Genomic DNA, 19,176 nt, shown 5'->3' on the forward strand with positions numbered 1-19,176 from the left:
GGTGCCATTGGTGCCGGAATAGGACAAGGGTTTGCTGCATTTGGTTCATTAAGTGCTTTAGAAGTTCAAGCTGAGGGGCGAGATCAAATTTTTAGATCTATGATAGTCGGCCTTGCTTTTATAGAAAGTGGTATAATTTTAGCTTTGGTTATTACTTTAATGCTTCTCTTTGGAAACACAGTTAATATTACTTACGGAATAGCTTTTGCTGAACTTGGTATAGGTTTGATGATGGGTATTTCCGCTTGCGCAATAAGTATATCTTCAAGTTTTGCTGTAAAATCCAGTGTTAATTCAATTTCAAGACAACCTATTTTTGCCAATAAAATATTGACGTTTATGCTTGTGTCGCAATCTTTAATTGAAGCATCCGTAATATTTTCTTTTGTGATTGGCTTAATTATTGTTGGAAATTTTAGCTTTATTAGCGATTTTTTTGTTGGACTTAAATATTTTAGTGCATCAATAGTAATGACTTTAGGTTCAATTGGTACAAGTATAGGACAGGGTGTTTTTTCAAACTCATCTTGTTCTACCGTTGGAATGAATAGAGATGCTTATCCTAAACTTTTTCCATTTTCCATTATAAATGGAGCTGTTATTGAAACATCTTTAATATTTTCTTTATTAACAGCATTATTGATAATATATATACCTACTACTCCTGAAAATTATTTTATAAATTCTGTAGTGTTTTTAACTGCAGCTTTTACCGTAGGCATTGGAAGTATTGGTACTTCAACAAGTACCGGATTGGTTGGATCAAAAAGTGTTATGCAAATAGTTTATAATCCTGAAAATTATGCAGCTTTATTTAGATCAAATATTTTAGCTCAAGCTTTTATAGAGTCAGCTTCAATTTATTGTTTAATAGTAGCCTTGGCTCTTTTAACTTTATTTGTACGATAAATATTTAAACGCGTTGATCTGAAAAAAGCCCTGTTTCATGAAATGCAAATGATTTTGCTTTTGCATTTAATAAAGTTTTTAGTAAAGATTCTTTTTTACTTACTATTCCTTGGTCTTGTTCTTCAAGCTCTAAAAAAAATGCAGAACCGTTTGCAATATCGTTTTCTATTTCTTCATAAAAATCTGTAGGAAGAGCCGAGCCGACCAATGTTAAATAGTAGTTAAATCTTATTGTTAATGACCATAACATATCGTCAAGATCATCCATATGATCAAGAATTTTATGTTCTGCCAGTCTTACAAGGTTATTTGCAATAGAAAGAACCGATCCCCATATATTTTGATAATGTTTACTATCCCAAATAAGTTTTGAGATTGTAATTTCTATAAAACGAATTAGTAAATTTCTAAAACGTTCTTTCATATAATATTGTTCTTTATTTGTATCAATTTGGTTTATTTCATTTTTGGTAATTTGGCTTATTTCTTTTGCTAATTCCGATATAAATTCATTTGAATTTGCTTGAAAATCATTTAGATGTTCCGAAAATTTAAATAAAATTGTTTTTTCTATACTTTTTTTAAGATATTTCAAACTTATTTTTTCATTGTTTTTTTCTTCAAAATATCTTTCTACAAGTCTTGGCAATGGATTTAGTATTTGCAATAAAACGGTATCGTCTACAAGTTCGCAAGCTTTTATTTTATTATAAAAAAGTCTTATACAGGTATATAATGGATTTAAAGATAGTTTAAGTTCTTCACTTAATTCTAAAAATTCATTAAAGTGTATGGCATTTTGTGATAAAAAATTTGGATAAACGTTACTATTGTAAATTTCTTTTACATATTTATTAAGAACCTGATTAAATATTGAAGTTTTAGATTGAATATTATTTTTTGTTTCATCTTGATATGGAGAATAATTTAAATAATATTTAATACTAATTGTGCTGTATTGAGATGGTATCATTGAGCCTAGATAATTATTTATATCAAATTTTTCTGCACAAATATTAGTAAAAAATATGGTTATATAGCTCATAAACAAAACTATCAAATTTTTTATTTTCATTTCGAACTCCTTTTTGTTACTCTTTAAGAGCTATTTAATTTTTAGATTTAGAACTTGGGTAAGATTAACATCATAATATTTTTTTTTACAAGTAAAAAAATATAAAGTTGGAGTTTTATATGCCACTGTACAAATATGAGTCTTATAATCGTAGTGGTAAAATTGTTTCCGGAACAATAGATATGTCATCTTTGGACATGGCTAAAAAAACCTTACAAGGCCAAAGTTTAATGCCTTTTCGGATAGAAGAATTTGGTTCAGATAAAATCGAAGCTTTCGCATTTTCTTTTTTTGAGCCCCAAATTGATATAAAAACAAAAATAATTTTTACCAAACAACTTGCCGTTTTATTAAAGGCCGGTGTTCCATTATTACAGGCATTGGAACTTTTAATAGAACAATTCGAAAAAAAATTTAAGCGCATTTTAATTAATGTAAAAGATGGTGTTAAATCAGGAAATTCATTTGCAAGTGAACTTGGAAAATATCCAAAAGTATTTTCAAATATTTATGTGCAACTTGTAAGAGCCGGCGAAGCCAGTGGCAAATTACATCTTATTTTAGAAAAGCTTATCGATTATATGGCTCGAGAAGCGGATACTAAACAAAGAATTAAAAAGGCTACAAATTATCCTATGTTTGTTTTAGGGTTTTCTGCTTTAGTTGTTATTGTTCTAATAAAAGTTTTAGTTCCAAGAATAACGGATATCTTTATAAAAATGAGCAAAACCGAATTGCCAGGACCTACTTTGTTTTTGAAAAATGTTTCAGATTTTCTTAATAATAATTTTTTCTCAATATCTATAATATTTACTATTATATTTTTACTATTTTTATATTGGAAATCAACCAAAAATGGAAAAAGATCTCTTGATGAATTGTTTTTAAAAATTCCTATGATTTCTTATTTTTCAAAAACTAAAGCTGTTGTTCAGTTTTGTCAGACATTGGGAATACTTTTAAGTGCCGGAGTTAATTTAGCGGAAAGTTTGGATATAGTTTCCAATATTGTCGAAAATTCTGTTTTGCACGATAAGTTGGAAATAGCTAAGGGCAATATTATAAAAGAAGGTAAAATAGCCAAATATTTAAAGCAAACTGAAATTTTTCCAAACATAGCAACTTATATGATTGAAACAGGAGAGCAGTCTGGAAATTTAGATAATATGCTTTTGACTGTTGGTGTTGATTATGATGAAGAATTAAAAAATATTATAGATGGGTTGGTTGCAAAAATTGGGCCTATTACTACAATAATTACTGGATTGATAATAGGTTTTATAGTTATATCGGTGTTTTTACCTATAGCAAGTATGGGTGATTTATCAGGGGTATAGTTTTTTAATATATAGGAGCTTTTATGAAAAACAGTAAAGCGTTTACGCTTATAGAAATTATGGTTGTCTTGGTGATTATTGGTTTTATTGTATCTTTAATTGGACCAAGAATATATAAAAAATTTGCACAAAGTGAAAGATATAAAACTGAGATTATATTGGGTAAACTTAAGGGCGCTATTTTAGAATATAAAATGGATATGGGACATTATCCTAAAAAACAGGAGGGCGGTCTTAGAGCTTTAGTTGAAAGACCAAATGTTCCCAATAATGAAAATTGGAATGGAAGTTATGTTGATAGTGATGCTGATTTACAAGATGCATGGGCACAAGATTTTGAATACAATTGCCCTCCGGAAAAATATAAAAATAAATTTAAAATATTTGAAATAATTTCTGTTGGAGGTGAAATGGAAACAGATCCTACAAAAGAAATTATTGTTGGAGCTTAATAAAGATTCAATGAATCAAAAAGCATTTACATTGATCGAAATTATGGTTGTTATGGTTGTCATAGGTTTTATGGCAACCATAATATCTACAAGATTTTTTAAAAGAAAAGATAATATTAAAATAGGTGCAGTAATTGGTCAATTTAATAATATGCTTACAATAGCTCGGCAAGAAGCTGTTTTTAATGAAAAAATGTACAGACTTTTGTTTAAATCTGAAAAAGAATTACCGGATTCCGTTACTATTCAGGTAATGGAAATAGATTCTGAAAATAAAAATAAGTTAATTCCTGAAAAAGTTTATTCCGAATATTTAAATACCCAATATATTTTGCCTGAAAATTTTAAAATTGAATCCGTGTATTTAAATAAAGATGATTTATTGGCAGATAAAAAGAGAGAAGCTTTTTGCTATATATCCAAAGATGGACTTGTTCAAAACATATTAATTCATATTGTTAAAATTAATGAAGATCAAAAAGTAAAATATTCTTTTAAAGTAGAACCTTTTATTGGCGAATTTCAGTTGGTTGAAGGTTTTTTAAAACCGGAAAAATAAATTATGAATAATAAAGCTTTTACATTATTGGAAGTTATTATGGCTTTATTGATATTGGTTTCAATGGTAACTATTTTTACCGGAGTTCATTTTAAAATGCTTACAAGAAGCGATAAAGAAAAATCATTTCTAGATAGAGTGTTTATTGTTCAGGAAGAAAATATAAAATTTGTAAAAAATTTGGAAGATAAAAAAAAGAAAAGAGAAGTAAAAGAATTAGAAAATCCTGAAATAAAAATTGTTTCAAATTTGGTTGATATTGATAAAAAATCTTCATTAAATAATTTTTTGGATAATGTAAAAATTATTAAAACCAATGGTTCTTGGAAAGAATTCGGTAGTAATTACAATATTTCATTTTTAACATTTGCCAGATTTAAAGAAGATAAAAAGTAGTTATTTTATGAAGAAAAATAAAGCATTTACATTATTGGAAGTTATAATTTCACTTGGAATTTCTGCATTTATTATATTCGGTGTGATGCGTATTTATTTAAACTTACAAAATATTATAGATAAAACTTATTTAAATTCGAAATATAACAAAAAAGTTTATATATTTTTAAATCAAATTGAAAAAGATATATCTACAATGCTGGCGATAGATTCTCATGATGAGATTGATAAAAAACAAGATAACAAAAAAGAAAATAAAAAAGACGAAAAAAAAGATAATAAAAATTATTTAAAAACAGCTGTATACGACATTGAATCATTTAAATATATGGGTAAAAAATATGAAATATTTAAAAGTTTAAGTTTTATTTCTACAAATTCCTATGAAATATATGATGAAAAAAATGTAAAATTGGTCCGTGTTGGATACTTTTTAGAAAAAAATAAAGAAAAAAGTGTAAAAGATAACATTGTTTATAAATTATTCAGAAAAGAAACATATGATTTGAATAATATTGATTTTAAATCATCTGACGATTTTAAAGATAGTAAAATTAGATCTTTTTTAATAGCAGATAACATAAAAGAATTTTCTATAGAATATCAATTGTTAAAAAAAGAAGATAAAAATAAAGAAATAAATCTTTTTACATGGGGACAAAAAGATGAAACAAAAAATTTACTTCCCAATTATGCTTTTTTAGTAGTATCTTTCTGGAACGATAAACTTACGGAAAGTTATTTTTTTACCAGATTGATAAATATATTTTCTGCGCAGCATTTTAATGAAACAAATGCAAAAGAAGAAAAAAATATGGAAAATGGGAATAAAAATTAATGCAAAAAAATAGTAAAGCCTCAATTTTAATTTTTACATTAATATTTCTTTCTATGTTGGCTATTTTAACAGAACAATTGGTTAAATCTGTTTTAATAAATTATTTTTTTACTTCAAATCAGATAAAAATGCATCAAGCGAGATCTTTGGCGTTGGGTGGTATAAATTTAGCAATTTCTCAGTTGATTGATGAAGTAAAGGATAAGTTGCAAGAGAATAATAAAGAAAAAGAACAAAAAGATAAATTTAAAATTTTTTTGCAAAGAATTTTGCCAAATTTAAATAAAAAACAAATATTTAAATTGACGCAAGATGTTGATGGCATAAATGGAGAAGTTGGTTTTTGTATAAGTTGTGAAAATGGCAAATTAAATATTAATAAAATCTTTGATTTTGAAAAAAAAGAATTTAAAGAAAATTATAAAGAACTTTTGGCTGGGCTTGAAATAAAGGGAAAATTGAAGCCCGGAGATATTTTGAAAAACTTAACTGATTTTTTAAATGAGAGAAAAAAAAATTTAAATGATATTTCAGAACTTATTAAAATTCAGGGATTAAGTAATATTGATTTGTTTTATAAACCACCGGCAAAAAACGATAATAATAAAAAAAATAAAAAAAATTTAAATGCAGATATATGCTTGCAGGACTTATTCACAACTTGGACAGATGATGAAAATATTGAATTTTTATTTTTATCAAATTCAACTCTTGCTGTACTTGGTTTAAGGCAGCCTATGTCAGATGATGCTGTGACTTTTGAAAAACAATTTAAAAATTTGATAGAATTTGTAACGAAAAATTATTCGCAAAATATAATTGAAAATTGGAGTTATTATTCACCAATTTTTGGTAAGGATAATAAAATATTAAATGGTTTTAAATCTATTTTATCTAAAGAATTTGGTCCTAAGGTTTATTCTGTGATATCCTATGGAAAAATAGATGAAGTAGAACAAAGATTACTTGTAGTTTTAAAAGAGGTAGAAAAGCAAAAAAAAGAAAAAGAAACGGAGAGTTCTTTAAAAACTTTCCAAATTGTTAGGATGTATTGGATCTAAATTTTGTTATGTTACAAGATAGGTGTTCTTGTGAGAACAGAAACTAAAGTTGGTATATTTATAATAATCGCCGTTGGTATTTTTATTTATTTAAGTATAAATATCGGCGCATTACGTTTGGATACGGCTCAGTATAATATTTATAAAACATATTTTGATGATACCGGAGGTCTTGATGTAAAAGCCCCAATTAAAATTGCAGGTGTTGATGTTGGTTGGGTTGATGCAATTGAACTTTTATCCGATGGTAAAGCTGAAATTGTAATGCGTATAAACAAAAATATAAAACTTGCAAAGAACGCATATGCCTTAATTGGCCAAGAGGGATTGATTGGTACAAAAACTCTTGAAATAGAACCGGGTGATCCTCAAACCGGAACATTATTACCGGGAAGCGTTTTGTCCATTCCGGGGAGAGCTCCTACAAGTGTTACCGATTTGCTGGACCAATTTAAAGATATTGCATCTTCAGTTCAAGATATAGCTTCTTCATTTAAAAATGTTTTTGCATCACAAAAAGGTGAAGAAAATTTAAAACAATCGCTAGAAGGTATTACAAAAGCTTCAAATCGAATAGCAGATTTTTCCGAGGTTCTTGAACGCACTATGCGTAATAATGAAGATAATATTAATTCGACATTATTGGATGTGCGAAATGTTATGACGAATGCTAGCCAAAGAGCTCCATCAATATTAAAACATTTGGATGAAACAATACCGTCTATAAAAGATACTTCAGATAGATTGAGAGTTGCATTTGCAGATGATACTTTACCAAAAGTAAGTTCGGCATTTAAAAGTTTGGAATCCACTTCGGATCAAGCCAAAATTACATTTAAAGAAGCTGAAATGGTTGTTGAAAAAATAAATACCGGTAAAGGACTTATTGGTAAATTGGTAAATGAAGATGAAACTTATGATGATATTAAAAAGACAATTCGCGGTCTAAAAGATTATATCACCAAGAGTCAGTCAATGATGGTTGATGTTGATATGCATTCTGAATTGTGTGTCGATAGAGAATGGTATTCAAAGGGTTATTTTAATTTAAGATTAAGACCTACTCAAGATTATTTTTATATGTTGCAGTTGGTTTCTTCCGATAGAGGTTCAATAACAAGAGATGAAGATCATAGGGAATGGTTTAAGAAAAATGAAACAGATGAATACGATAAAATTAATTTTGATGATTTAGATTACGGAACCGGTGATTTTGGAAAGGCATTAAAAGCTCACGATAGCTTGGAATTTTCTGATATAAAAAGTAAAACAAGAAAAAGAAAATACGATATGTTGTTCGGATTCCAATTTGGAAAACGCTTTGATCGTTTAGCCTTAAGAATTGGTATGTTTGAAAATACATTCGGTATGGCTTGCGATTATTATATACCTTTTAAAACGGACAAAATTCATTGGATAACATCTTTTGAAGCATTTGATTTTAAAGGAACAAACAGACTTGATGATCGACGTCCACATTTGAGATGGCTGAATAAAGTATTTATCATGAAAAATATTTATACTGCTTTTGGTATAAGTGATATGATTGGAAAATATTCATCAGCCCCATTTATTGGTGGTGGTATAAGATTCGGTGATGATGATTTGAAATATTTACTATCGTCATTTCCTGTTGGCAAACTTGGAAGATAATTTTATAGATTAATTTTTAGTTTACGATGCTTAATATAAAAATATTAGGCATCGTAAACGTCTAAATCCAAGTTATCGTCCTCTTCTTCATCGGCTTCGAATATAAAACCCATGTCATATACTGTGTAATCATATAATGAATCATATGAAGAATCATAATTTTTATCATAAGCCATAGATTTTCCCTTGTATAAATAATTTTTGTATGCTATTTATAAAACCCCAAAAGCATGAAAAGATTTAATCTTATACTTGTTTTTAGCTTTATCAATAAAAAAAAATAGGTAATATAAAAAAATACTGGAAAGAAATTTTTTTATTTATATAATGGTTATTATTTTCAATTATAAATATTAATGTGTTTTATGAGCAATTTTAAAAAATATTTATTATTAATTTGTTTATTAAATTTCAGTGTGTTCAATTTTTCTTTTGGAATGAACTGGACGGATTCGAATTATATATTTAAAAAACCATTTGAAGATGATATATGTTCCTATTCTAATAGAAACAAACCTAATGATGGTGAGTATGGCAAATTAATTTCGTTTGGTGGAGAAAAAAATGTTTATAATTATGGTATAAAAGATTTTTTGAGTGAAAAATTAGTATCAAATAAGGTTTTAATTAAATTTAAAGTATTACAGGACTGTGATATTGTTGATGACGTTCAAAAAAGTAATTACGAAACCGAACGTGATTTTTTACTTGAGAATAAAAAAAATCCAAATGTTATAAATTTGATTGCCTATGATGATAATAATAAAATTTTAATAGAAGAGCGTTGGGGGTGGGATCTTTGGGATGAATTTGAAAATATTTATAATTATACGCTTTTAGAAAAACTTGAAATTTTGATTCAGATTGTAGAATTTTTAAATTATATGCATAAAAATGGATATGTTTATAGAGATTTAAAATTTGAAAATATATTAATTCGATTTACTGAAGAGTTTCCAAAAATAAAATTTGTAGATTTTACATCTGTTTGTAAAGGGAATATTGAAAATAGATTTGTTGAATCCTCTTTTTGTTGCGGTACCTATTCTTATTTTTCGCCCAATTATTTTTTAGAAACAGAACAATTTAAAGTTAATAGTAAAAATAAAAAAATAAAATTTTATTTTGCCGATGATATTTATTCATTTGGTATCTTGATGTGGGAGTTATTATATGCGAAGGATATTCAAGAATTTGTAATAAATTTGGATGGTATTAATAATAAAACTTTAAATAATGGTTCATATGTAGCAAATAAAATATCAAATGGCTGGAGACCGGAATTGAATCAAAATTTTTTATATGACTTAGTTATTACTGAAATATTTGATGAAAAAATTTGTAAACAATTTAGTGAAAATTTTAATAAAATTATTGAATCTTGTTGGGCTGAAGATGTTAATTCAAGGCCAACATCAGAACAATTATTGTATGATTTGGAAAATATTTATAAAATTTTAAATGAGATTGAATATTAGTTTTAAATCGGGGAGTAAAATGTTTTTTATAAATACAAAAAAATGTAATTTATTTTTATTTATTTTAATTAATCTGTTTTTATTAAAAACCTGTTTTGCAGGTATTTTGGGTAGAAATAAAGAGGTTAAAAAATGTAAAAAAGGTAATTTAACATTTGCACGGCTTACTTATAAATTATGTCCGAATGATGTACCGCTTTTGGATGATGAAAAAAAATTTAATGAGAATCAGCCAAAATTATTTGAAAATGAAGTAAATGTTATTAATGCACTAAATAAAACTGAAAATAATTATATAGTTAAGCTAATAAAATCTTATGATCAAACGTTAAGTTTGGATGAAGAATGGGCAGATTATGATATTATCAGATTTTTAAATGAAAAACTTGAAGGAAACAATGATCCTATAGATATTAATATAAAACTACAAATATTAATAAAAGTTATTTCAGCAATTTTATATATGCATGAAAATGGATATGTTCATAGAGATATAAAACCTGAAAATGTTTTAATTTTTGGCGATGATTTAAAATTATGTGATTTTTCTACTTCTAAAGAAATTAAGAAAGGTCAGAATTTCGTTGAAGTTGACGATTTAAATGGGACTCTTCAATATATAGCGCCAAATAATGTTAAAGATTTTATTGAAAATAAAAAAAGTAAAAATAAAAATTATAATTTTTATTTTGCAGATGATATTTATGCATATGGAATTTTAATGTATACGGTTTTATGTTGTGAATATTTATGTGAAGAATCTATTAAAGAAAAATTTCAAAAATTTTACAAAAAAAATTTTTATAAAAAAATAAATTTTGATTCAAAAAATTTTGATCAAGCCTATTTTGATTGTTTAGTAAATTATGATTTCAAACCATATATGTTAGAAAAAAAAGATATTGGTGAAAAAATTTATAATGAAAATCTTTATGATTTAATACAAAGATGTTGTTGTTTTGATTGGGATAATAGACCAAGTGCAAATGATGTTTTAGAAGAATTAATTAAAATACAAGAAGAAGTAAAAAATGAAATTGAAGAATTGAAAAAATCAGAATTTTCAGATCGTTCAAGTTCTTCTAGTGATTATTTTAAATTACAACGTAGTTATTCCGATGGTTTTTAATATTATTTGTTCAAATTTATGCATTTTTTTGTATTGTGCTTCAGTAGTATGGTCATAACCCATAAGATGAACAATTCCGTGAATAATTATTCTTAAAAGATATTTTTCAAATGGTACATTAAGTTTAAGACTGTCTTTTTGGCAAAATTCTAAAGATATAATTATATCCCCTAAATTTTTATCATCTTTAAGCTTTGGCTTAATTTTTTCACCCGGTTTTAATTCCGGATAAAATGGAAATGAGATTATATCTGTTGGTTTATCTTTTTTTCTGAATTTTTTATTAAATTTTCGTATAGTTTTGTTTGTTGTAAACCAAAAATTAACATCGAAATCAGGATATTCCACTAAAATTAATATGTGGGATACCTGATTTTTGATATTATTTACATTAAATTTAATTTTTCTTTGGGTATTTTTAATTAAAATCATAAAACTATACTAAACTCCATTGGCTATATTTTCAAATGCCTGTAAAATATAGAATATTTTTATTATTTTACACTGATTCCTAAGATATCTAAAGTTACAGGTTGAATTTTAGTTTAGGGGCGGGTTTATTTAAAGGATTATTATTATGTTACAGGAAAGAATAAGTAAAGTTTTTGAACAAACTGAGTTTTTAGTTGAAAAACAGAAAGAATTATTAACTGTTGTTGATAAAATTTATACAGGTCTTTTAAACCTTATATCTTCAAAAATAAAAGAAGAGAGTGATTTTGACATTGTTGAGGATCTTAAGGCTATAGAAAAAAATATTTCTGAGCATTATAAAAATTTAAACAGTGATATTAAAGAAGATATTAATTTTCTAGATGAACAGTTTAAATCTATCTCTGAAATAAAGAATATTAAAGATGATAAAAAAGCTGAAGAACTATTAAATATGATAGTTGACCAAGACGATGAATTGGTTGATACACAAGAATTTAAAAATCAGGTAGCAACGGATTTGACTAATTCTTTAAAAGAATTGCAAATTATGAGCGAAGATTTAGCCAATGCAATTAATGAAGGTAAGGCTAAAGAGTTAAGATTAATGCTTGAAGCAGTTCAAGAACACAATCATGATTTAGATGAAGACGGCTGTGATTCAGATTCTTGCTCTTCTTGCTCAGGATGTTCTCATAATGAAGATGTAGATTTATTTGAATTGTTAAAAGATAAAGAAAACAAATAATAAATTTTTTAGGAGACGTTTTTTGAAGAGTTTTTTTAAAAAAGAAGAACAAGCTTTTCAAGAAATAAAAAAGCAATTTGAAAATGATGGTAAGCTTGTTTATGCAGGTGAGTTATTAAAACTTGCATATGAAAAGTATGCTGATAATATTGCACTTATAGATCCGGAAAAACAAATTACTTATAGAGAATTTTACTACAGGGCAGTTCTTTTTAGTAAAAAAATAGAATCTTGCGGAATTAAAAAATTTGATAAAGTGATTATATATTCCGGCAATAGTATTGAGTATTATATTGCCTATTTTGCTATTTGGCAGATAGGAGCTATTGTTGTTCCTGTTAATATTTTTTTACATGAAAAAGAATTTTTGTATGTGGTCAACAATTGTTCTGCTAAAGCTATTTTTGTTTCAGATGAACTTAAATCCAAATTTGATTTATTACCAAAAAATGAAATCCCAAGCATAAATATAGTTTTAACTGATTTGGATATTGACTGGGATTCTAATGTTGAGAAAAACATTGAGTTTGAAGTAAAAACTCAAGAGTCGGATCAATTGTCTTTGATTTTATATACTTCAGGTACAACAGGAAAGCCAAAGGGTGTAATGCTTTCTTCTAAGAACATAATGACCAATAGCTTGCAAGATTATGTAAGATTAATGTCAACGAATAAGCGAAAAAATGAACGGTTTTTTTCAGTTTTACCATTATTTCATGTTTTTGCTCAAAATACTTGCATGTGGCTTCCTGTAATGACCGGTTCTACAATGATTATTGTAAAAAAAATAGATAGAAAGCTTATACTAAATGGACTTAAGCAAAAGCCTACAATATTTTTAGGATTTCCGGCATTATTTGGATTACTTTGTTTATTAAAAACAGCTCCTTTGGATTCTATAAGAATGTTTATATCCGGAGCAGATGCAATGTCAGACAAAATCAGATCTGCATTTGGATTGGTTTATGGTAGAAAGATTTGCGCAGGATACGGTTTAACTGAAGCCGCTCCGGTTATTGCGGTAAATCATGAAAATGAAACGCTAGCTACTCAATATGTTGGATATCCACTTATTGGTGTAGAGTGTGATATAAGAGATGATATTGGTAACAGTATACCTGCAGGTGATATTGGAACTCTTTGGGTTAAAGGCGATAATGTGATGATGGGTTATTATCAGGCACCTGAAGAAACGGAAAAAGTTTTAAAAGATGGTTGGTTGAATACCGGTGATCTTGGATCAATTAATAAAGATGGTTACTTGGCTATTAAAGGTAGAATAAAAGATTTAATTATTCATAAAGGGTTTAATATTTACCCTCAAGAAATAGAAAATGTACTTTTGTCGCATCCTAAGGTTATGCAGGCTGCCGTTATAGGAAAGGAAGATCCCGATACCGGTCAAATTCCTGTTGCTTTTGTTGCGTCAAAAGAAAATGTTGATAATTTGGAGAGTATATTAAGAGATCTATGTGCATCTAATTTGGCAAGCTATAAAATACCCAAAAAAATTATTTGCTTGAATGAATTGCCAATGAATGCTACAGGTAAAATAGATAAAAAAATATTACAGAATTATTAAAAAAAAGGTAGAAGAAATATATGTCGATATTATATATAGAAATCATAGTATTTTTTTTTGCATTAACATTTGCAGCATTATTTGCTTTTTTGGAGACGGCATTTACAGCTCTAAGACTTTTTAAAGTAAAAGAGTTGAGTGTTAAAAAAGATAAATATAAAAGTTTGTTTGATACTTGGGAAGCTAATCCACAAAGAATATTAATTACTATATTAATTGCAAATAATTTTGCGCATGTACTTTCTTCTGTTTTAATTGCCGAAATTATGGAACGCTTATTTGGCGGTGTTGGATTGATGGTTGGTGTGTTATTGGCGACCCTCATAATTTTAATATTTGGCGAAATAATTCCAAAAACCGTTGCTAAGGCAAATAACGAAACAATATTTAATTATTCTTTAGGTTTAATTTTTTTACTTTATAAAATATTGTATCCGGTTGTATCAATGCTTCTTGGAATTGCTAATTTTATATTTGCAAAGATTGGTAAAGAAAATATTTTTAAAAAAGCTCAGGATGAGATATCTGAAAAAGAGCTTAGATTTCTTATTGATTACAGTGATGAAAAAGGTTTAATAGAAGCTGAAAAAAGTGAAATGCTTCAAAATATATTTGGGCTTGGCCAAACTTTGGTTGATGAAATAATGGTGCCAAGAGTCGATATGATATTAATTGATGCAAATACAACTTTACAACAGGCAATGGATCTTTATACAAAAAGTAGATTTTCAAGAATTCCTGTTTATGAAGGTAATGAAGAAAATATTATAGGAATAATACATCAAAAAGATGTCTTTGATATTATTTCAACAAATAAAGAATCAAAAAAAATAGTCAAAGATATTTTAAGACCGGTTTTATTTGTTCCCGAAACTCAAAAAATAAATCAATTGTTAAGTGAGTTTTTGCACAAAAGAATGCACATGGCAATAATTATTGATGAATACGGAACTATTTCCGGACTTGTAACACTTGAAGATGTATTAGAAGAGATTGTAGGTGAAATTCGCGACGAACATGAAAGTGTCAGATCTGAATTTGTTCCTATGGAAACCGGTGGTTGGGTTGTTGATGCAAAAATTAGCTTGGAAAAATTGAGTGAATTTTTAGGTATAGCTTTTGATACACAAGAATCAAATACTCTTGCAGGTTTTTTGTCAGAAAAAATGCAGCATTTACCTAAAAAGGGTGAGCGATTTGTTTATGCCGGATATTGCTTCCAGGTGCAGCAAGCTACACCTAGAAGAATTTTACAAGTTTTAGTTTTTGAAGAAAAACAAGAAAATTAACAATTTTTTTTGCGTTCATTAATTTTAAATAAAGCAAAACCTGCTAATTCAAAAATTATTAACGGAGATAAGAACAATAATCTTTCAGTTGTTGTAGCTCCAATTTTTATCCAGCTGTAATATGTAGCGATTCCCAATGAAACAAATCCTAAAAATGTCGGAATAAGTTCCCATTTAAGATTTCTTTTTCTTTGAATTAATATCAAAGATATTAGTAAAAGCGTAAATGTTATAATTAAGCCCATGTTACACAAAGAGTTTAAAATAATTGTGTTACTTGTTAATGTTACCATAACAAATGCTGTCAAACCTGTTAATAATATTACATATTTAGGTCTGTCGTTTTTGTTTAATTTTTTTAATTTTCCGGACATTGGAAAAAGATTATTTTCTATCATAGATTGCAAATTCGAAGAGTTTGTCAAAATTATTCCAAATATTGAATTCAATAGACTTATAAGAATTGCAGAAGAAATAAAGCTTGATGAAATTCTACGTAAAAATTCATTTTTTATATTTAAAAAACTTGTAAAACCATAAGTTTTAAATTCTATCAAATTTTCCGGAGACATTATTAAAAGCAAGCTTAAGTGAAAAAGTGTATAAATTAATGCTGTTGCTAAAAAACTTATTAAAATAACTTTTGAGGGTGTATTTTTATCACCTTTTATTAAGTGACTTATACCGCAAGAAGCCTCAAATCCCCAAAATCCAAAAAGTGCCAAAGGAATTGTAAACTTTAATGCACTTACATTTTGTAAACCAAATGTAAAATTATTTGTATTGAAATAAAAGAATATTAAAGATATTACAAAAAGCAGAGGCATAAGTTTGATTATTGTTACAGCACTTTGTATTTTACTTATATATTTAAGGCTTAATAAATTTAAAAAACAAAAGACTGAAATAAAAATCAGGTTAAATAAGATTGGATGGTTGTTAAATAGCGTGATATTAAATTGTTGTGGAAGAAAATCACGTAGGAATAAAAATAACATTGCAGATGTTGCAGAAAAACCTAAAAAATATGACCAACCGCTAATAAAACCTGCTCCACGACCTAAGCTATGATTGGCGTAACTGAAAAAACTTCCTACACCATCAAATAATTTTGTTAATTGAGCAACACTGTAAACTACAGGTAGAAAAATTAAAGCGACTAAGCCCCAACCTAAAAAACTTAAATTACCACTTTGTTGAGCCATATAACTTGGCATAAGATATATTCCTATACCAATCATAATATTTATACTTACAAGGATCGCTGTGAACATAGACATTTTGTTTGTATCCGACATAAATTTTTCCCTTCGCTCTATTAAAATGTTCAAAATTATAAATTAACAGAATGCATAAAAATGTACATTATCAAGATTTACCTGTTTATCATTACTTGAAAAATTGGAAAGCTGTGTTACGCTTGATCATGTTGTTAACGTAAAAGAACTATATTTACTAAAGAAAGGGCTTATATGTATAGTTTTGTGAAAAAATACTTGGGTGTTTTTGTTTCAGTATTAACAGTGATTTTATTTGTTGGTTGTGGCGAAAAAAGTAAAAAAGATTCGGTAGCTTCTCCAGATTCAGTAAAAGAACAAACTGCAAATAGTATTGTTTTATTAAATGTAGATGGTAAACAAGCAATATCTGAAGATGATTTTAATAAACACTTAGCTCAAATGCTTCAAGCAAACCCATATTTCAGAGGTGCTTCAGCTGAAAGTTTACCAAAAGAATTAAAACGTAAGTTTTTTGATGAACTTGTAAAACAAGAATTAATAATAGCTTGGGCAAATAAAAATAATGTTGATGCAGATGCAGAATTTCAGAAAAATTATGAAGAACTTAAAAAATTGGTAAGAAGATCGTTATTGGTACAAGCATACGAAAAGAAACTTTTTGAAGGTGTTGATGTTACCGATGCAGACATTAAAAACCATTTTGACAAAAACAAAGACAAATTTGTAAAAGATCAAGGTGGCGTTTTGGTTGAAGGTGTTGAATTTACAAATGATGCAGATGCATTATTATTTTTAAACAAAGTATCTGTAAAAGAATCTGATTTTAAGAAAATGGCTAAATTAAGCTTTGAAAAATCATACAAGAGCTTTAATCGTGTCGCTGAAAAACAGTCTGCAGAATATAGCGTAAGTATTCCTAAAGAGATTAAAGAAAAAGTTTTAGCTTTAACAAAATATCCTTCAATAATTAAAGTTGCAGTTAATGGTAAAGTTTGGGTAATTCATGCTTTTGATAAAAAAGATACAGTTTATTTTGATCTAAATGAAATTAAAGACCAACTTAAAGAAATGCTTAAGATGAATAAATTTAGAGATATTTTAAATGAAAATGTCGATAAATTAAGAAAAGAATTTACATTAGATATTAATGAAGATTATTTTAAAGAAGCAGTATCTCAGATGCCGGGTGCAGGTGCAACATCTGAAGAACAAGAAATTGGTCAAGTTGTAGAAGAAGAAATTCCAGCAGAAAAGCCTGCAGCAGCTTAATTAATTTAATTTAAATTCGAATTTTTACGGGAGAGATGAAAAATCTCTCCCATTTTTTTTGGTGGGGAATTAATGCATTCAAAAGTTTATTCAGCTACTCCTGTTGGTATAGATTCGCAAATAGTTGAAGTAGAAGCCGATTTATCGATGGGATTAATTAAGTTTAATATTGTAGGTCTTCCGGATAAAGCGATTACGGAAAGTTCAAAACGTATACTTGCTGCGCTAAAAAATAGCGGTTTAAGAATTCCCGAAAGATTAATAACTATAAATTTGGCTCCTGCAAATCTTAAAAAACAAAATATTTTATTTGACGTTCCTATTGCCGTCTCTATTTTACAATCAGCAAAATTTTTAAATTTGACGTCTGAATTTATAGAAGAAAGTTTATTTTTGGGTGAATTGGCCCTTGATGGTAAAATTCGTCCAATAAGAGGAGTTTTATCTGTTGCTCATGGAATGTTAAGAGATAATAAAAAAAGATTGATTATTCCAAAGCAAAATTGTGCAGAAGCCAGTTTAATAAAAGGCATAGAAATTATAGGCGTGGAAAGTTTGGTAGAACTTGTTGAATATTTGAGAGGTCAAAAAAATATTGAGCCCACAGATTCAACATTTGATAAATTTTCAGAAATAATTAAAAAACATCCGTTGGATTTTGACGAAGTTAAAGGTCAAAATATGGCTAAAAGGGCATTGCAAATTGCTGCTGCCGGAATGCATAATATTTTATTTATTGGACCTCCCGGTGCAGGTAAGACTATGCTTGCAAAAAGATTTGCTACAATTTTACCTGAAATGTCTTTTGATGACATAATTGAAACTACAAAAATTTATTCGATTGCAGGGCTTTTGGATAATAAGTCTTTGGTTTTACACAGACCATTTCGTTCTCCGCATCATACAATATCTCAAGCTGGGCTTGTTGGTGGCGGAAGTCATCCCAAACCCGGTGAAATTAGTTTGGCAAACAAAGGTGTTTTGTTTTTAGATGAACTTGCAGAGTTTAAAAGAAGCACGCTTGAGGTTTTGCGTCAGCCTATGGAAAGTAAAAAAGTTTTGATATCACGTGCAAATTCATCACTTGAATATCCATCTGAATTTTTACTTGTTGCTGCGCTTAATCCTTGTCCATGCGGTTATTATGGTGATAAAAGTGGTAAATGTGTTTGCACTAAAAATCAGATAAAAAATTATTTTGCAAAATTATCCGGACCGCTGCTTGATAGAATTGATATTCATGTTAACGTATCAGCGGTTGATTATGATGAAATTAATAATAAAAATTTAACAAGTAAAAATTCTCTTTTAATGAAAACTGAAGTGGATAATGCAGTAAATGTTCAGCAAAAAAGAAATGTAAAAAATGCATTTATGAGTTCTCCTGAGATAGAAAAATATTGCAAATTAACGATTGATGCTGAAGCTACTTTAAAGCTGGCATTTGAAAAATTAAATTTAAGTATGCGCGGATATCATAAAATATTAAAAATAGCTCGCACTATTGCAGATCTTGAAAGTTGCGATATCATAGACAAAAAGCATATAAGAGAAGCTATTATGTATAGAACGTTGGATAAAAATTCCGGAGTTTCTTAATTTAATTTTTTTATTATTAAGGGAGTTTGTATGAAATTTAAAATTAAGCATTTAATTTTGATAAGTGTTTTTTGCTTGCCAAACGCATATTCTATGCTGGCATCAAAAAAATTTACGCCAAAAAAAGAA

18 protein-coding genes are annotated in these 19,176 nt (G+C 27.6%); 15 read left to right on the plus strand and 3 right to left on the minus strand.

Annotated elements, in window-relative coordinates:
- Positions 1-909: hypothetical protein (locus tag KKE07_04605; protein MBU4270123.1), on the plus strand; the 909-nt coding region annotated here is incomplete at its 5' end.
- A gap of 4 nt (positions 910-913) precedes the next feature.
- Here KKE07_04605 and KKE07_04610 read toward each other — a convergent pair.
- Positions 914-1,984 carry a hypothetical protein gene (locus tag KKE07_04610; protein MBU4270124.1) on the minus strand — a complete coding sequence of 357 codons (1,071 nt, stop codon included), beginning with the start codon at positions 1,982-1,984 and terminating at the stop codon, positions 914-916.
- A gap of 119 nt (positions 1,985-2,103) precedes the next feature.
- Here KKE07_04610 and KKE07_04615 point away from each other — a divergent pair, with 119 nt between their 5' ends.
- The 9 genes from KKE07_04615 to KKE07_04655 all read left to right on the plus strand — a co-directional run bounded on the left by KKE07_04615 (position 2,104) and on the right by KKE07_04655 (position 10,887).
- On the plus strand, positions 2,104-3,321 hold the full coding sequence (locus KKE07_04615; protein ID MBU4270125.1) for a type II secretion system F family protein: 1,218 nt from the start codon (positions 2,104-2,106) through the stop codon (positions 3,319-3,321).
- 23 nt (positions 3,322-3,344) lie between these two features.
- Positions 3,345-3,773: a type II secretion system major pseudopilin GspG gene (gspG, locus tag KKE07_04620; protein MBU4270126.1), complete on the plus strand. Its 429-nt coding sequence runs from the start codon at positions 3,345-3,347 to the stop codon at positions 3,771-3,773.
- A gap of 10 nt (positions 3,774-3,783) precedes the next feature.
- Complete coding sequence (locus KKE07_04625; protein MBU4270127.1) at positions 3,784-4,332, plus strand: type II secretion system GspH family protein; 549 nt, start codon at positions 3,784-3,786, stop codon at positions 4,330-4,332.
- 3 nt (positions 4,333-4,335) lie between these two features.
- A complete protein-coding gene (locus KKE07_04630) occupies positions 4,336-4,728 on the plus strand; it encodes a prepilin-type N-terminal cleavage/methylation domain-containing protein (GenBank protein ID MBU4270128.1) in 393 nt (130 codons plus the stop codon).
- A 7-nt stretch (positions 4,729-4,735) separates the two neighbouring features.
- On the plus strand, positions 4,736-5,566 hold the full coding sequence (locus tag KKE07_04635; GenBank protein MBU4270129.1) for a prepilin-type N-terminal cleavage/methylation domain-containing protein: 831 nt from the start codon (positions 4,736-4,738) through the stop codon (positions 5,564-5,566).
- Positions 5,566-6,627, plus strand: coding sequence for a general secretion pathway protein GspK (locus KKE07_04640; protein MBU4270130.1), 1,062 nt, complete (start codon positions 5,566-5,568; stop codon positions 6,625-6,627). Before KKE07_04635 ends, KKE07_04640 begins: the two co-directional genes overlap by 1 nt.
- Positions 6,628-6,657: 30 nt before the next feature.
- Positions 6,658-8,280 (plus strand): MCE family protein, encoded by a 1,623-nt coding sequence (locus tag KKE07_04645; GenBank protein MBU4270131.1) that lies wholly within the window; start codon positions 6,658-6,660, stop codon positions 8,278-8,280.
- A 365-nt stretch (positions 8,281-8,645) separates the two neighbouring features.
- Entirely contained in the window at positions 8,646-9,758 is a 1,113-nt protein-coding gene (locus KKE07_04650) for a protein kinase (GenBank protein ID MBU4270132.1), read from the plus strand.
- Between the two features lie 19 nt (positions 9,759-9,777).
- Positions 9,778-10,887: a protein kinase gene (locus tag KKE07_04655; GenBank protein ID MBU4270133.1), complete on the plus strand. Its 1,110-nt coding sequence runs from the start codon at positions 9,778-9,780 to the stop codon at positions 10,885-10,887.
- Here KKE07_04655 and ybeY read toward each other — a convergent pair.
- The gene (gene ybeY, locus KKE07_04660) at positions 10,858-11,319 is read right to left on the minus strand and encodes an rRNA maturation RNase YbeY (GenBank protein MBU4270134.1); all 462 of its coding nucleotides are present in this window, start codon (positions 11,317-11,319) and stop codon (positions 10,858-10,860) included. The genes KKE07_04655 and ybeY overlap by 30 nt on opposite strands.
- 145 nt (positions 11,320-11,464) lie before the next feature.
- On the opposite strand from ybeY, the gene KKE07_04665 reads away from it, so the two are divergent.
- Genes KKE07_04665 through KKE07_04675 form a run of 3 tightly spaced genes read left to right on the plus strand, consistent with a single transcriptional unit; the run spans position 11,465 to position 14,938 of the window.
- Positions 11,465-12,067: a hypothetical protein gene (locus tag KKE07_04665; GenBank protein ID MBU4270135.1), complete on the plus strand. Its 603-nt coding sequence runs from the start codon at positions 11,465-11,467 to the stop codon at positions 12,065-12,067.
- Positions 12,068-12,089: 22 nt separating this feature from the next.
- Entirely contained in the window at positions 12,090-13,649 is a 1,560-nt protein-coding gene (locus tag KKE07_04670; protein ID MBU4270136.1) for an AMP-binding protein, read from the plus strand.
- 20 nt (positions 13,650-13,669) lie between these two features.
- Positions 13,670-14,938, plus strand: a complete 1,269-nt coding sequence (locus KKE07_04675; protein MBU4270137.1) for a hemolysin family protein — start codon at positions 13,670-13,672, stop codon at positions 14,936-14,938.
- Here the strand turns inward: KKE07_04675 and KKE07_04680 are convergent.
- A complete protein-coding gene (locus KKE07_04680) occupies positions 14,935-16,236 on the minus strand; it encodes an APC family permease (protein ID MBU4270138.1) in 1,302 nt (433 codons plus the stop codon). The two genes, KKE07_04675 and KKE07_04680, sit on opposite strands and share 4 nt — an antisense overlap.
- A 174-nt stretch (positions 16,237-16,410) precedes the next feature.
- Here KKE07_04680 and KKE07_04685 point away from each other — a divergent pair, with 174 nt between their 5' ends.
- Together KKE07_04685 and KKE07_04690 are read left to right on the plus strand one after the other, a co-directional pair.
- Positions 16,411-17,448, plus strand: a complete 1,038-nt coding sequence (locus KKE07_04685) for a hypothetical protein (protein MBU4270139.1) — start codon at positions 16,411-16,413, stop codon at positions 17,446-17,448.
- A 72-nt stretch (positions 17,449-17,520) separates the two neighbouring features.
- On the plus strand, positions 17,521-19,047 hold the full coding sequence (locus KKE07_04690; protein MBU4270140.1) for a YifB family Mg chelatase-like AAA ATPase: 1,527 nt from the start codon (positions 17,521-17,523) through the stop codon (positions 19,045-19,047).
- The last annotated feature ends 129 nt before the right edge of the window (positions 19,048-19,176 follow it).

The sequence above is a fragment of the Candidatus Dependentiae bacterium genome (assembly GCA_018897535.1).
Taxonomy (GTDB): Bacteria; Babelota; Babeliae; order Babelales; family UASB340; genus UASB340.